This window comes from Azospirillum picis (assembly GCF_017876115.1).
Classification (GTDB): domain Bacteria; phylum Pseudomonadota; class Alphaproteobacteria; order Azospirillales; family Azospirillaceae; genus Azospirillum; species Azospirillum picis.
In genome coordinates this window covers 61,701-76,537 of record NZ_JAGINO010000023.1, presented here as the reverse complement: position 1 = coordinate 76,537, position 14,837 = coordinate 61,701, and the positions used below count along the sequence as shown (strand labels likewise).

Genomic DNA, 14,837 nt, shown 5'->3' with positions numbered 1-14,837 from the left:
GATCAGAACTGGAAGTAGATGAAGGCGTGGTTGGCGAAGCTGCCGAACAGCAGCATCACCAGGATCAGCGCCGAGCAGGCCATCGACCGCGCAACGACGTTGACCCCGGCATAGCGCCTGGCGCCGCCGCGCTCGATCAGCGCGTCGACCATCAGCACGATCAGCCCGGTGATGGCGACGCGCAGCAGCGAACTGGCCTGCTGGTTGCCCTGCGACAGTCCGAAATCGCCGGCGGCGATGATGGACAGGATGGTGTGGACGGTGTGCAGGTTGTCGGCGCGGAAGGGCAGCCAGGTCAGCGTCACCACAATGAAGACAAGGCCGACCATCACCAGCCGTCCCGCCGCCAGCGCCGGCCCGCTGAGCTTCACCGGGCTGACCGCGGCCAGCCGGCGGATGCCGTCCTCGGCCAGCATCAGCCCGCCGTGCAGGGCGCCCCACACCACGAAGGTCCAGTTGGCGCCGTGCCACAGGCCGGAGACCAGCATGGTGATGACGACGTTGCGGATGCGCAGCCAGCGCGTCCGGCTGCCGCCCATCGGCACATAGAGGTAGTCGCGGAACCAGGTCGACAGCGAGATGTGCCAGCGCCGCCAGAAATCGCGCATGCCGGTGGCGAAATAGGGGCGGGCGAAGTTGTCGCACATCTTGTAGCCGAAGATCTGGGCCAGACCGATGGCGATCAGCGAATAGCCGGCGAAGTCGCCGTAGATCTGCAGCGAGAAGCAGACCAGGCCGATGACGTGCTGCAGCGCGTTGAAGAACTCCGGCTGGTGGAAGCGGGCGTCGACCACCACGGCGGCGTTGTCGGCGAGGCCGATCTTGAGGAAATAGCCCCAGATCACCTTCTCCAGCCCGGCGAACCGCTCCGGAAACGGGATGTCGCGCGGCCCCTGCTGGATCTGCGGCAGCAGGTCGCGCGCACGCACGATCGGCCCGGCCACCAACTGCGGGAAGAAGGCGACGAAGGTCGCGTAGCGCATCAGCGAGCGCTCCGGCTCCTTGACCTCGCCGGTGTAGAGGTCGATGCCGTAGCTGAGATTCTGGAAGGTGTAGAAGGAGATGCCGACCGGAAGCAGGATGCTCAGGGTCCGCTGCCCGATCTCGATTCCCAGCCCGGCCAGGGCCACCTCGGCGCTGTCGACGAAGAAGTTGAAGTACTTGAAGAAGAACAGCATGCCCAGGTTGGCGCCCAGGCTGATGAACAGGTAGAGCTTCTTGGTCCGGCGGTCCGGCGAATCGGCGATCTTCAGCCCGCAATAGAAGTCGATCATGGTGCTGAGGGCGAGCAGGCCGCAGAAGCGGTAGTCCCAGTATCCATAGAAGATGTAGCTGGCCACCAGCAGGAAGGGTGTGAAGACACGGGTGCGCGCCAGGGCCAGGAAGCCGGCGCTGAACACCGTGATGAACAGCAGGAAGTTCAGGCTGGTGAAGCTCATCTTTCCCCCGAGCGAGGTGGTGGGTGGAGCGGTTGGGCCGACCCGCAAGCAGGACGATAGGCCGCGGCGACCATACCCCCGAATGCACGCAAACCCTTCAGCCGCGGTAGGATTGTACCGATGGAACTGGGACGTACTCTGAAATGAGGCGGGATGTGCTTCGAAGCGGATAGGAACGCCAAGCTGGTGCTTCGCTTCGTCCGAAAGTGGCAAGCCCTCCCATATCGGGCGGATGCCTGGGGTGGCGCCCGTTCGTCAACGGGGACGGCGCCGGTCCATTAAGGGGGTGCAAGCCGGGGACCGAGCCGCTACATATGCAGCCGACAAACCCTTCAACTCTGGCTGACGAGGAGGCACGCGATGCGGGCCGAGATCGAAGCGGCTGCTGGCGAGATCAGAGAATCGCTGGCGCTGCTGAGGAGGCATCTTTGACTGGGACAATGCACTGCGGCGTCTCGACGAACTGAATGCGCTGGCCGAGGATCCCAAGCTGTGGGACGACCCGGCGCGTGCCCAGACGATCATGCGCGAGCGCACCCAACTGGAGACCTCGGTTTCCGGCTACCGTGCGCTTGAGCGCGACCTGTCCGACAGCCTCGAACTGATCGAGATGGGCGAGGCCGAGGGCGACGCCACCGTCGTCTCCGATGCCGAGGCCCAGCTCTACGGCCTGCGCGACCGCGCCAACAAGCTGCAGATCGAGAGCCTGCTGTCGGGCGAGGCGGATGCCAACGACTGCTTCGTCGAGGTGAATGCCGGCGCCGGCGGCACGGAGGCCCAGGACTGGGCGCTGATGCTGATGCGCATGTACACCCGCTGGGCCGAACAGCACGGCTACAAGACGGAATGGCTGGACGAGACGCCGGGCGAAGAGGCCGGGATCAAGTCGGCGACCGTGCAGATCAAGGGCCACAACGCCTATGGCTGGCTGAAGACCGAGGCCGGCGTGCACCGGCTGGTGCGCATCAGCCCGTTCGACAGCCAGGCGCGGCGCCAGACCAGCTTCGCCGCCGTCTCGATCTCCCCGGTGATCGACGACAAGATCGACATCGAGATCAACGAGAAGGACTGCCGGATCGACACCTACCGCGCGTCCGGCGCCGGCGGCCAGCACATCAACAAGACCGACTCGGCGGTGCGCATCACGCACATCCCGACGAACATCGTGGTGAGCTGCCAGCAGGAGCGGTCGCAGCACAAGAACCGCGCCAAGGCGTGGGACATGCTGCGCGCCCGCCTGTACGAGCGCGAACTGAAGATCCGCGAGGATGCCGCCGCGGCGCTCGAGGCAACCAAGACCGACATCGGCTGGGGCCACCAGATCCGCTCCTATGTCCTCCATCCCTACCAGATGGTGAAGGACCTGCGGACCGAGGTGGAGACGTCGCAGAGCCAATCGGTCCTCGACGGGGCGCTCGACCCCTTCCTGGAGGCGGCGCTGGCCTCGCGCATCAAGGGCCAGAGCGACGACGCCCACGCCGCCGGCGGCTGACCGGGCGGACAGGGGGGAAGGGCGGCCTGGATCGGCCGCCCTTTTTTCGTCCTGTGCACGGCCCGGACCCTGCGGAGCGAAATCGGCGGGGAAATGGAATGCGGCGCGCGCCGCGGCTGTTTAAGGCGGTGCGATCCAACAACCCGGAGCATCCCACGCATGACCAGGCTTCTTCTTCCGGTCCTTTGCGGCACCATCCTGTTGGCGGCCGCCCCCTCCTTCGCCGCCTGCGATTCCGACAACCTGCCGCAGGAGATGCTGCAGGCCTATGTCACCGGCACGCAGGAGGCGTTGAACGAGCATGGCTTCAGGGCGGGATCGGTCGACGGACGCATGGGGCCGCAGACCCGCTCGGCCATCCGCTCCTACCAGAAGGCGGCAAAGCTGCCGGTGGACGGCTGCGTCAGCCAGCAGCTTCTCGATCACCTGAACTTCAGCCAGCCGAAGGTCTACGCCCCGGGCAGGCGCTGAGCCTCATGCCAGCAGGTCGAGCAGCCGCTTGCTGTTCTCCTGCGTGGCCTGGAGGACCTTGGCGTTGGCGGCGAAGCCGACCTGCGCCGACGAAAGGTCCAGAACCACCGCCGGGTCGAGATCACCCGACGCGATCCGTTCGGAGGCGTCGTCGGCGCGGGCCTGCGAGGTCCGGAGGCCCTCCAGGGCGCTGGCCTGGGCATCGCCCGGCGCACCGGTCGGAAACAGGGTGGGGGAAGCGACCGGTCCGATGGCCATGGCGCGATGTCCGGATGGTGGAAGGGCCAGGATAGCCGGCGCCGGGTTTAAGCTTGGTGAACGGCCCGGTCCAGAGGCGGAATCGGCCCGGTCACGGCGCCGGCCTCACGCCGCGGCCAGCCAGTCCGCCAGCCGCCCGAGGAAGGCCACGGCCTCGTCGGGGTCGCGCAGGCTCCAGGTGGCGGCGGTCGGGGCCGGCTCCTCCATCACCCGGATGCCGATGCCTCCGGACGGACCATGCTCCGCCAGCGCGCGGAAGGCGTCCTCGTCGGTTTCGTCGTCGCCGAGATAGACCGGCAGGGTGTCGGCTCCCTGCAGCCCCAGCGTTTCCAGAAGGGCGAGCACGGCGCGTCCCTTGTCCCAGGGAAGGTCGGGGCGAAGCTCATACAGCTCCTTGCCGCCGGTCAGGCGCAGGCGCGGCTGTTCCCCGACCAGGGTGCGGACGGCGTCGGCGACCGCCGGCTTGTCGCCAGGGGCGGCTTGGCGGGTGTGGACGGCGATGGCGAAGCGCTTGCGCTCGACCAGCACGCCGGTGAAGCCACCCAGCCGGTCGCGCAGCAGCCCTTCCGCCGTGTCGAGGTCGCCGAGATACTCCACCCCGACCTGTCGGCGCAGCCCTGGACCGCGCAGGTCGAAACCGTGGCTGCCGGCGTAGACCAGTCCATCGACCGCCACCATCCTCGTCAGGTCGTCGAGATCGCGGCCGCTTACGAAGGCGACGGGACAGAGCGCCGCCAGCCGGCGGACCACGGCGCGGGCACCGTCGGGCATCACCGCCAGTTCGGGGCGCGGCGCGATGGCGGCCAGCGTGCCATCGTAATCGAGGAAAAGCGCCGGACGGCGGCCGTCGAGCGCCGCGGTGAAAGCGTCGAACTCCGCGAAAGCGGAGGGCGTTGATAAAGCCAAGAAACGATCCTCGCGCCGTTGCCGTGGGATGCGGCAGCGCACCGGCATGCCGCACAAGGATAACGGCCGGACCGGTCGGCCGTTTCCGGCAGGATAATGGGATGGGCCTGCATGTGGCCCTCCCGCAACAGGCAGGATGCAAAGCCTCGGCCTTGCGGGAAGGCCGGCGTTTCGGGGGTTGCGGATCCCTCTGGTTCTGGTACTGTTGCAGTGCAGCAAGCGATTGCTGCTTCGCCCTTCTTGGGCGTTTCCTCCCTAAACTCAAGGCCGCTGCTCTCAGCGGCCTTTTTTCTGCCAGAAAGCCCCTGGGGAAAGCAACCCCTGACAAAGGTCATAGCGCTGCGATCCGGATGCGTCGGCGGCGTGGCTTTCCGGTCGACAGGACTCCGGTCCAGGGCGGATCGCGCGAGGCGCCGCTTGGCCGCAACCCCGGCGACCCTTGTGCAAGTCTTTGACTTATAAGGGTCTGCCGTTCTTCAGGCGGTCGCCGGGTTCGGCGGGGTTTCGATCGGGGCGGCTCCCGGCCGGGCAGCGTCCAGCCAGCAGAGACGCCAGTGTTACCCCGGTGATGACGGGCGGAGCGCGAAAAACCGTCGCAGGCGAACGGAACCACTGCCGCGGGCGCCGGAACTGTCGTATAGACTCCGTGGACACCCGCCACCGCCCATCCACAGGAGCAAATCCCATGGACATCGCCATCATGGTTCTCGCCGTCGCCTTCTTCTTCTGGCAGACGATCACGGATTGATCGGTCACGGGCCTGTCGCACGCAACCGTGCCTGTCGCCGACCGCACCCGACGTGGCCGGCGGGAGGCCGGCACACCGTCGACGGGGGACCGGCGAACCGGGAAGGCGGCCTCTACAGGTCGCCTTTTTCTTTGCGCAGGTTTCTTTGCGCAGGCTTCCTGCCGTTCGGCCTGCCGCTGGGCCGCGGGAGACGAGCGCCGCGCGCGGTCTGCGGTCAGTCCGCGGCCATCGGTGTTTCGAGCCGCGCATGGGCGGAGGCGATTAGCTGAAGGGTCTCCATGATCGAGCCGATGGCTTCATGGAGATCGGCCTGCTCGCCTCCCGGCAACTGGGACAGCACGGTTTCCAGCTCTACCGCGGCGTCCTGCAAATGGGCGCAGACATGCTCCAGGCGGCGGCCGGTACGATGGTCGTTTGCAAATTGCAAACGGCCCGCCGCATTTCTGGTTCGTGTCGCGTTTCGGTTTGCAAAATGCAAATGAACGCCGCTGCTGCTGACCCGCGTCCCCAACTTCTTCCGCATCATGGGCGTACCCTCGTTCGGTCTGGCCTGTCGAGGGGCAAGTCCCGTGCCATCCCGCGGCCGTCGGCAGCGCCCCCGGTCGCGGTCAGGCCCGGCTTGCGGTGCCGGCATCTTCCCGGCCCCAGAGGCGCGCAGCGCCACGCATGCCGCTCTCGCCGCCGTGGCGGGCGACGGCCATCCTGGTGCGTGGTTGGGCGGCCAGGCTCCAGCCGCCCCAGCGGGCGGTAACCGCCTCGCACAGGCCGGGCAGGGCGGACAGGCCGCCTCCGACGACGACGACATCCGGATCCAGCAGGTTCAGCACCGGCGCGAGCGCGCGGGCGAGGGCGTCGGCGTGGCGGTCAAGGGTCCCGGCCGCCGCGGAGTCGCCGGCCGCCGCCCGTGCGGCGATCTCCGGCGGGTCGAGGTCGTCGCCGGTGCGGTGGCGGTGCAGGCGGGTCAGCCCGGCGCCGCACAGCACCGTTTCCAGGCATCCGGTCCGGCCGCAGCCGCAGGCAACCGCGGGGCCGTCCTCCGCATCGCGCCAGGGCAGGGGAGCGTGTCCCCATTCGCCGGCCAGACCGTTGGCTCCCGGCAGGATCCGGCCGTCGGCCACGATCCCGCCGCCCACCCCGGTGCCGAGGATGATCCCGAACGCCACCCGTGCTCCGGCCGCGGCGCCGTCCGCCGCCTCCGACAGGGTGAAGCAGTTGGCGTCGTTGGCGATGCGCACCGGCCGGCCGAGCGTCCGCGCGGCGTCCTCCGCGAAGGGACGGCCGTCGAGCCAGGGCAGGTTCACCGCCCGCACGCGCCCGGCCGCCGCATCGACCACGCCGGGAAGGCTGATGCCGACCGGACCGTTCCCGCCGGCCCGCCGGTGTTCGCCGAGCCCGCCGAGCAAATCCTCGACCGCCCTGGCCAGGGCCGCCATCGTCTCGTCGTAGCCGCGCGGGGTCTGGCGGCGGTGGCGTGCCCGCTCCGTTCCGTCCTCATCGAGGGCGACGGCGGCGATCTTGGTGCCGCCCAGGTCGATTCCGAGTCGCATGGCAGAGCGCGTCCGGTTTGGGAGAGAAGTCTATGGCTTCGGAGGCAACCCTATACCGCTCCCCCATTCGGCGGGCCAGTGCGCGATCGTGCCGGAAGACTCAGGCTTCCCACCCCGGAAGAGAGGGGGGCTACCGCCCTTTGCTCCGTCCGGCGCCGCCGAGTGAATCACTAGAGTCTGGTGAGCGACTCCTTTCACTGACCGGCGTGTGCGATGTCCATGGACCGTTCTGCCCCGCAACACTCCCTGCGCGCCCGGCGCGCCGCCTCGGGCCGTCACGATCCCGCCTGCACCTCCGCCCTGGGGGGTGCCCAGGCGGGCGCCCCGGTCACGGCCGACGAGATCCGCGACGGGCTGGTCCTTGCGTTCCTGGCGCGCAAACGGCTTCTGGTGCTCATCGGCGAAGCCGGATCGGGCCGCCCGGCGCTGTTCCGGCAGTTGGTCGGGCATGTCGAGGCCGACGGCGCCATGGCGCTGCCGGTGAACGCGACGATCGGCGCCGAAGTCGAGGATCTGATCGCCGCCGCCGGCAGCGGCGCGCTGCCCGATCTGGCAGCCGGCGGCGACGAGGACGGCGAGGGCGGCTTCGATGCGCTGGTCGCAGCGCTGGAGGAGCGGCTGGATCTTGCCGGCGCCGGGCTGCTGGCGGTCGACAACGCCACCATGCTTGCCCCGCCGGTGCTGGCCGACTTGGTGGAGCTGACCCGGGCGGAGACGCCGAGCGGACGCTTCCTCCAGGTGCTGCTCTGCGGGTCGCCGGAACTGGAAGGCTCCCTGGCGCGCGCGGGGCTGTCCGATTGCCTGCGCGATACCGGCGTGCTCTACCGCCTGGCTGCGGATGCCGGCGCCGTCACCGGCGAGCCGCTGCCCGAACTGCGGCCGCAGCCTGTGCCCAGGCCGTCCGCAATGCTGGCCGCTCCCGCGCCGGCACCCGATCCGGAGCCGGTCAGGCCAGTGGACCGCCGCGTTTCGTCCGAACCCGCCAACGACTGGTCTGGGGGCGGCCATGACTGGAGCGATCAGGGAGTCGGCCAGGGCTTCGGCCAGGAGGGACCCGGTCCGGATGCCGGATATGCCGGTGGCGCGATGCCGGCCGCGGGCATGCGGGCGCCGCGGCGCACCGGCCTCTATGCCGGTGCGGCGCTGACGACGCTGGTGCTGCTGGGGGCCGCCGGTGCCACCATCGTCACCGCCATGCCCGGCACCTCGCTCGACGGAGCGCCCGGCGCGGCGCTGGCGGCGATCGGCGACGGCTGGAACCGGGCACGGGATGCCGTCGAACGGACGGTCCAGGATTTGATCGGCGGCGAGCGGGCGGGGGCGGAAACCCCCGCGGCGCCCGCCACATCGGCCGCCATCGCCCCGGCCCCCCATCTCCCCGCAACCCATGCCCCGTCCGCCGAGCTCGCGCCGGCCGTGCCGGGACAGGGGCCGCTTCCCCAGGCCCAGCCGCAGGTCCAGGCCACCGCCGGTGCGCCTTCGGGGCCGGCGGCCTCCGAGCGGACGGCGCCGTCTCCGCCGGCCGCGACGCAGACGGTGGCGAAGGCCCCGGCCGGCGCCGTGCCCGCCCCGGCCCAGCCGGCTCCGCTCCAGACCGCGGCCGTGCCCCCGACCCTGGCGCCGGCCCTGCAGACACCGTCCCCGCAGACATCATCCCCGCTGACGCCGGCCCTTCAACCGCCGGCCCTGCCGCCGGCCGCGGCCGCTCCGGGCGCCAATGCGGAAGCGGCGCCGGGAAGCGCGTCGCTGCCGCCGCTCGAGGAGCCGTCGACCGCCACTGCGATCCCGGCGGTGCCGCAAGCGGCGGCGCCCGATGCCGAGACGGCGCAACGCGTGCGCGTGCTGGTCGATCAGGCGCGCCGGCAGCTCGCGGGCAAGAAGCTGACGACGCCGCCGGGCGACAACGCCTATGAAACGGTGCTGCGCCTGCGTCAACTGGCGCCCTCCGCTCCGGAAACCTCCGAGCTGCTGACCGCCATGGAGGAGACCTATCGCCGCTGGGCGATGCAGGCCGAGCGTGACGGCGACTGGGCCGAGGCCAGGCGCTTCTACGAGCGGGCGCAGGTCGTCGCCCCCACCAGCCCCGATCTTCCCGAACGCATCAAGGCGGCCAGCGAGCAGCGCGCCTACACCGGTCCTGCCGCGAACCCCGGCGCCGGCTTCGCGCCGTCCCCCGCCGTCGGCGGCGCCAAGGCCGCCCCCGGCCTGCAGAGCCGCGAGGCGGTGCTGGCCCTGCTGCGCAACCCGGCCGAGCTGTCGCGCAGCCTGCAGTCGGGCACCAGCCCGGACACGCGTCTGGACGGCGGCAAGACCCTGCTGATGATCGCCGCCGAGCAGGGGTTGACCGATTCGGTGCGCGTTCTGCTGGACCGCCATGCCCGGACCGACCTGCGCACCGCCGATGGCGCCACCGCGGTGATGTATGCGGCGTGGAGCGGTCATGATGCGGTGGTGAAGGCGCTGGCGGACGCCGGCACCGACCTCGACACCACCAACAGCGACGGCAAGACCGCGCTGATGGCTGCGGCCGCCCGCGGGCACGAGGATGTCGCGCGCACCCTGCTCCAGCGCGGCGCGGTGGTCGACCGCACCACGGCCTATGGCTGGTCGGCGCTGATGTACGCCGCCAACAACGGTCATGAGGGAGTGGCCAAGCTGCTGCTCGACCGTGGCGCCAATCCCTACCGCATGGACACCAACGGCAACTCCGCCCTGACGCTCGGGGCACTGCAGGGCCACCTGCAGGTGGTGGAGGCGCTGAAGCCGCGCTGACGCCTCTCCCGTCAAGCGGCGGCCCCGGCGGCGGCCCTCCGCGGCGGCCCCGGTGGCGGGCCGGGGCTGCGGCTCCTACCGGTCGACCCGGACGGCGCCGCGCCACAGCCCGGCGCTCTGGGACCCGTTGGTGTAGTGGAACACGCCCGGCCCGTCGGGCTGGCCGTCCCGGAAGCGGCCGGCGAAGCGGCTGCCGTCGTTGAAGGTCATCACGCCGTAGCCGGACATCAGGTCGTCGGCCCACTCGCCCTCATAGGTCTGGCCGTTCGAGAAGCGGTAGACGCCGGATCCGTCGCGGATCGGCCGGCCAAGGGCGCTTCCCGCCTTGGGTTGCGCCCAGGATCCCTCATAGCGGTCGCCGCCGCTGAAGCCGTAGGTCCAGTAGCGGCTGTCGGGACGGCTGCCCGCCCGTTCCGCCGCGGTCCGGGCATCGCCCAGCGCGCGCATCGCCCGCCGCTCCGCGGTGACGGCCGGGCTGTCCCAGGTGGCCGGTTCGGTGGCCGCCTCGGTGGTGGGGGCAGGGGATTGGGTAACGGATTGAGCAGAGGATCGGGGTGCGGGCGGGTTGGCGATGGAACCGGCACCGCCGGGGGGCTGGGCGGCAACCGGGCCGCCAGCGAAGGAATCGGAACTGCCGCCGGCCGCCGGGGCGGCGGCGGTGTCGCCATAGGGGGCCAGATCGGGCGACACGCCGGGCGCCGGGCCGGCCTCCACCGTTCCGCGCGGCTGGGCGGCGAGCGGCGTCGGGTCGCCCCAGCGGGCGGCCAGGCTGCCGGCGGTGAGATAGCCGACCTGTCCGTCCGGATCGCGCACGCGCAGCCAGCTTCCCTGCGGGACGGAATCGAGCACGGTCACGGTCGCACCCGTGGATAGCCGAGCCACCCCGTGCGCGCCGACGGCCGGCCGGTCGAACAGCACGCCGTCCTTGGCCATCCGGTAGTCGCCCGGCGACAGGCTGGGGGAGGTCACCTCCGGCAGCTCCCTCGCTGCCGTGGCGGTGGCCGGCTCCTCCCTCGGCGGCGCGGGCTTGTCGGGCACCGGCCGTTCGCCTTTCGCCGCCGCGGTGGTGTCGTTCCTGGCGACGTTCTGCGCCGTGTTTTGGGGTGGGGTCTGGGATGCGGGCGGCACCAGCACGAGGTCGCCGCCGATGCGGTCCTGCAGCCAGGGCAACTGGCGCCCGCCGCTGCGCTCGGCAACCGCACGGGCGACCTCGGCCAGCGCGTCGCGGAAGCTGACACCCGGCCGCACCATCTCCCGCGCCAGCGCCGCGGTGAAGGGATCGGCTCCCTTGGCGGATGACGGGGGCACCGGCGGAACGCCCGGACGGTGGGCATAGACGACGAACAGGCCGTCCGCGGTCACAGGCGTTCCCAGCGCCCCGCCGCCGACGCGTTGGGCCAGCGCCTCGGCGGGGGCAGGATCGATCACCACGACGGTCTTGCGCCCGGACTCCTTGAGGTCGGCGAGCAGCGCGTCGAGGTCCAGCGCGCTCCGCGACAGATCCTCCGCCCCCCCGGCTGCTGCATCGGTCGGCAGCAGGTATTCGCGCTCGTCAAGCCCGACCGCCAGCCCGCTGTAATAGACGAAGCCGAGGTCGGCGCCGGACAGCGTTTCCCGGAAGCGTTCGAGCGCCGATTCCATGGCGATCCGGGTGACGTTGTCGGCACGCGTGACCGAGAAGCCGGCCCGGCGCAGGGCCGACGCCATGGCCGCCGCGTTGGCGGAGGCGTTGGCCGGGCGGCTCTCAAGCGCCGGATAGCGGCCGTTGTCGATGACCAGGGCGACGCGCCGGCCGGACTCCGCCAGCGCCGGCCCGGCCACGAGCGTCGCCGCCAGCGCCGTTCCGGCGAGCAGTCCCCGCCACCAGGGGGCTTTCCGTTGCTGGACGTGTCCCGTCAATGCCTTCGATCCTCCGCAGTCCTTCGGCAGCCGCCGGCCCGTTGCCGCCGGCTATATTGTCGTTGCCCCATCGCCTTTGGCGGCGTACCACCGGCGGGAGCATAGCCTTTTCCGTCATTCCGTAACCCCGCTCTTTAGGGTCTTCCAGCCGAGGCCGCGTTACCTCACGCGGAGCAAATCGCCGGGCCGGCCGCATGTGCGGGCCGATCTATCGCTTTCCCTGGGCGGTGAAGGCGCCTATATGACGGTCCTTCCAACGACAACGAGGTTCGCCATGCCGCCCGCCAAGCCGCCCGCCGTCCGGATGTCCGACACGGAAATCGCCCGCGTGCAGATGTACCTGCGCAAGACGCTGGGCAATCCCAAGATCGTGATCGAGGCCCCGGCCAAGGCCGGTCAGTCGGCCGAGGTGACGGTGGACGGCGAGTTCTTCGGCACGCTGAACCGCGACGAGGACGAGGGCGAGATTTCCTACGCCTTGAACGTGGTCATCCTGGAAGAGGACCTGCCGGAGCCGCCGGCCCCGCCGCGCCGCTGACCCAGGCGGGCTTCACGGGGTTTCCGCGCCCGCCCCTAGGTGGGAGCGGTCCGGGAATCCCGCCTAGACTCCGTCTGGTGCTTATTGAAGCACCAGACGGAGTCTGGGCTTTTGGCCTTCCGTGTGATTCACGTTTCAAGCGATACCGCTTGAAACGACCACACTCTAGCGGCTGTGGGCGCGAAGCTCCGCCGCCAGTGCCGCCAGCAGCGTCTGGCCCGCCGAGAAGCTCAGCCCGCGCACCAGGACGATGCCCGTGCGTCCGCCGCGCCGGTGCATGACCAGCCGTACGTTGCGGCTGCCGGCCGCCCTCATTTCCGCCATCACCGCCTCGTTCGCCGGCACGCCGCCGCCCACCAGCGTCATTTCCGCCCCGTGGCGGTAGTCGCGCGCCGGATCGATCCAGGCGACGAACAGCGGCTTGCCGCCGACCATCGGATAGAGGGCGAGGTCGCGGATCGTCTCGTGCGGATGGATGCGCGCGCCATCCACCGTCAATCCGCGCTCGGTCACCCCGAGCCGGACGGCACGGCGCTGCACCGTCTCGGCCAGCATCACCACCCACAGCAGCAGCACGGGCACCGCGCAGAAGGCGGCCAGCCACTGGAGCATGCCGGCGATCTCCTCCGGAGCCAGCCCGGCCCCGGCGATGAAGCCGGTCGCCAGCAGCCCGGCGACCAGCAGGTAGCGGGTGCGGATGGCGGGCGTCAGCACCGGCGTCGCGACGAAGACGGCGCCGCTGGCGCCGTCTTCGCGCATGACCTCGACTTTGGCAGGCGGTTTGGCGGTCATCGGGCGGCGTGGCGGGCCTGTGGTGGCGGAGACGGTTTGGCGGATGCGGCCGGGTGGAGATGGCCGGGTGAAGATGGCTGGGCGGAGATGGCGGGGAGAGCCGGAGGGGAGGCGATCCTGTCCCGCCGGGACGCGGGCCGTCCAGTCCTTTCGCGCGGCGGGGGCGCGTGTTGCCGGCCCCCTCGGCATGCTCCGGTATGGCAGGCCTGCGGCCGAGCTTTCCGCTCTCCCCCTCAAGGCCCCCGCGCTATAGTGGCAAGCCCAACGAACAGTCAGCCCCGCCCGATGGACCGGGCAGGAGGCGCGGGCCGGAAGGGCGCTATGAGGCTACTCGTTTCCGAACTGACCCACCGCTATGAGGATCTGACCGTCCTGGACGGCATCGACCTCACGCTGGCGGAGGGCGAAATCCTGGCCGTGATCGGTCCCAGCGGCTGCGGTAAATCGACCCTGCTGGGCATCGCCGGCGGCATCGTCGCCCCCACCGCCGGGTCCGTGCGGGTGGAGGGGGCGGTTCCCGACGGCTGTCTCAATCCCATCACCTTCATCTTCCAGGATTTCGCGTTGCTGCCCTGGCGCACGGTGGAGGACAACATCGCGCTGGTGCTGGAGCATCACCGCCTTTCCGCCGCCGAGCGGCGCGAGCGGACCGAAACCGGCCTGCGCCGCATGGGGCTGTGGGACTTCCGCAAGGCGCTGCCCAAGCAGTTGTCGGGCGGCATGCGCCAGCGCGTCGGCATCGCCCGCGCGCTGGCGGTCCGTCCGGCCATGCTGCTGCTGGACGAACCGCTGTCGGCGCTCGACGCCCAGACCCGCGAGCTGCTGATGGACGATTTCCTCGGCCTGTGGCGGCGGGAGAAGACCACCGCCCTCTACGTCACCCACAATCTGGACGAGGCCCTGCGGCTGGCCGACCGCGTCTGCGTGCTGAGCCGCCGCCCCGGCCGCATCCGCGAGCTGGTCACCATCGAGGAGCCGCGCGAGCGCCGGCAGGAGCCGTCGGCCCAGGCCCATCTCGCCGAGGTGCGCGAACGGCTCTGGCACCTGATGAAGGCCGAAGCCCAGATGGCCGACCGGGAGATCGCCCGTGCCTGACAGCCTTCCCGCATCGCCGTCCGCCATGCCGCCCGCCCGCCCGCCTGCCGGCGGGGCCGCCGGAAGGACCGTCGCGGCCCAGCCGGTGCGCTTCCGAGGCGGCGGCTTCACCGTGAAGCGCCATGGCTGGGCGGCACTGGCCGCCTTCGCCGCGCTGCTCGCCGTGTGGGAGGGGGTGAGCCGGCTCGGGCTGGCCAGCCCGTTGTTCCTGCCGCCGCCGAGCGCGGTCGGCCGGGCGCTGGCCGGCATGGTGGCTGACGGTTCGCTGTGGCTGAACCTGAAGGCGTCGCTGGCGCGCATCGCCGTCGGGTGGGTGCTGGGCACGCTCGGCGGCATGCTGGTTGGCTTCGCCATGGGCATCTTCTCCACCGCCCGCGCGGTGGGGGTGCCGCTGGTATCCGCCTTCTTCCCGATCCCGAAGATCGCGCTGCTGCCGCTGTTCATCCTGTGGTTCGGCATCGGCGAGCCGTCGAAGTTCGCCACCATCGGCTTCGGCGTCTTCTTCCCCACCGTGATCGCCACCTACAGCGCCATCGATTCCGTGCCGCGCAACCTGATCCGCATGGCGCAGAGCTTCGGCCTGCCCTGGGGGGCGATCCTGCGCTCCATCGTGCTGCCGGGCGCCCTGCCGGGCATCCTGGCCGGCTTCCGCATCACGGCGTCGATCGCGCTGATCCTGGTGGTCGCCGCCGAGATGATCGGTGCGGAGTACGGCATCGGCGCCTTCGTGCTGATGGCCGGCAACCTGATGCAGACCGACACGCTGCTGGCCGGCGTGCTGGTGTTGTCGCTGATGGGGCTCGCCATCGGCACCGTGCTGTCGCTGCTGGAGCGCCGGCTGCTGAACTGGCGCTGACCGCCCTTTTCCAAGAAACCCGAA

General features: G+C 70.7%; 13 protein-coding genes. 6 read left to right on the top strand and 7 right to left on the bottom strand.

Annotated features, from left to right (window positions below; all coding sequences use genetic code 11):
- Positions 1 to 2 precede the first annotated feature (2 nt).
- Positions 3 to 1,439, bottom strand: coding sequence for an MBOAT family O-acyltransferase (locus J2850_RS25105; protein WP_209988055.1), 1,437 nt, complete (start codon positions 1,437 to 1,439; stop codon positions 3 to 5).
- A 360-nt stretch (positions 1,440 to 1,799) separates the two neighbouring features.
- On the opposite strand from J2850_RS25105, the gene prfB reads away from it, so the two are divergent.
- A protein-coding gene (gene prfB, locus J2850_RS25100) for a peptide chain release factor 2 (protein ID WP_209988052.1) occupies positions 1,800 to 2,931 on the top strand; the annotation gives its coding sequence in 2 pieces (ribosomal slippage) (positions 1,800 to 1,868 and positions 1,870 to 2,931; 1,131 coding nt in all).
- A gap of 159 nt (positions 2,932 to 3,090) precedes the next feature.
- Positions 3,091 to 3,402 carry a peptidoglycan-binding domain-containing protein gene (locus J2850_RS25095; protein WP_209988050.1) on the top strand — a complete coding sequence of 104 codons (312 nt, stop codon included), beginning with the start codon at positions 3,091 to 3,093 and terminating at the stop codon, positions 3,400 to 3,402.
- A 3-nt stretch (positions 3,403 to 3,405) separates the two neighbouring features.
- On the opposite strand, the gene J2850_RS25090 is transcribed toward J2850_RS25095, so the two are convergent.
- The 4 genes from J2850_RS25090 to J2850_RS25075 form a co-directional block, all read right to left on the bottom strand.
- On the bottom strand, positions 3,406 to 3,660 hold the full coding sequence (locus tag J2850_RS25090; RefSeq protein WP_209988046.1) for a hypothetical protein: 255 nt from the start codon (positions 3,658 to 3,660) through the stop codon (positions 3,406 to 3,408).
- A 105-nt stretch (positions 3,661 to 3,765) separates the two neighbouring features.
- Positions 3,766 to 4,566, bottom strand: a complete 801-nt coding sequence (gene otsB, locus J2850_RS25085) for a trehalose-phosphatase (protein WP_246513517.1) — start codon at positions 4,564 to 4,566, stop codon at positions 3,766 to 3,768.
- Between the two features lie 962 nt (positions 4,567 to 5,528).
- Positions 5,529 to 5,840, bottom strand: coding sequence for a hypothetical protein (locus tag J2850_RS25080; RefSeq protein WP_209988041.1), 312 nt, complete (start codon positions 5,838 to 5,840; stop codon positions 5,529 to 5,531).
- Between the two features lie 82 nt (positions 5,841 to 5,922).
- A complete protein-coding gene (locus J2850_RS25075; RefSeq protein ID WP_209988038.1) occupies positions 5,923 to 6,861 on the bottom strand; it encodes an ROK family protein in 939 nt (312 codons plus the stop codon).
- A gap of 219 nt (positions 6,862 to 7,080) precedes the next feature.
- On the opposite strand from J2850_RS25075, the gene J2850_RS25070 reads away from it, so the two are divergent.
- Positions 7,081 to 9,633, top strand: a complete 2,553-nt coding sequence (locus J2850_RS25070; RefSeq protein ID WP_209988036.1) for an ankyrin repeat domain-containing protein — start codon at positions 7,081 to 7,083, stop codon at positions 9,631 to 9,633.
- A gap of 75 nt (positions 9,634 to 9,708) precedes the next feature.
- On the opposite strand, the gene J2850_RS25065 is transcribed toward J2850_RS25070, so the two are convergent.
- Positions 9,709 to 11,532: a caspase family protein gene (locus J2850_RS25065; protein ID WP_209988032.1), complete on the bottom strand. Its 1,824-nt coding sequence runs from the start codon at positions 11,530 to 11,532 to the stop codon at positions 9,709 to 9,711.
- A 274-nt stretch (positions 11,533 to 11,806) separates the two neighbouring features.
- Between J2850_RS25065 and J2850_RS25060 the strand changes: the two genes are divergently transcribed.
- Complete coding sequence (locus J2850_RS25060; protein ID WP_246513515.1) at positions 11,807 to 12,070, top strand: DUF3126 family protein; 264 nt, start codon at positions 11,807 to 11,809, stop codon at positions 12,068 to 12,070.
- Between the two features lie 165 nt (positions 12,071 to 12,235).
- Here the strand turns inward: J2850_RS25060 and J2850_RS25055 are convergent, their stop codons facing one another.
- Positions 12,236 to 12,829 carry a hypothetical protein gene (locus tag J2850_RS25055; protein ID WP_246513513.1) on the bottom strand — a complete coding sequence of 198 codons (594 nt, stop codon included), beginning with the start codon at positions 12,827 to 12,829 and terminating at the stop codon, positions 12,236 to 12,238.
- Between the two features lie 354 nt (positions 12,830 to 13,183).
- Between J2850_RS25055 and J2850_RS25050 the strand changes: the two genes are divergently transcribed.
- On the top strand, positions 13,184 to 13,957 hold the full coding sequence (locus J2850_RS25050; RefSeq protein ID WP_209988026.1) for an ABC transporter ATP-binding protein: 774 nt from the start codon (positions 13,184 to 13,186) through the stop codon (positions 13,955 to 13,957).
- A complete protein-coding gene (locus J2850_RS25045; RefSeq protein WP_343206896.1) occupies positions 13,950 to 14,813 on the top strand; it encodes an ABC transporter permease in 864 nt (287 codons plus the stop codon). The genes J2850_RS25050 and J2850_RS25045 overlap by 8 nt, the downstream gene beginning before the upstream one ends.
- Positions 14,814 to 14,837 lie beyond the last annotated feature (24 nt).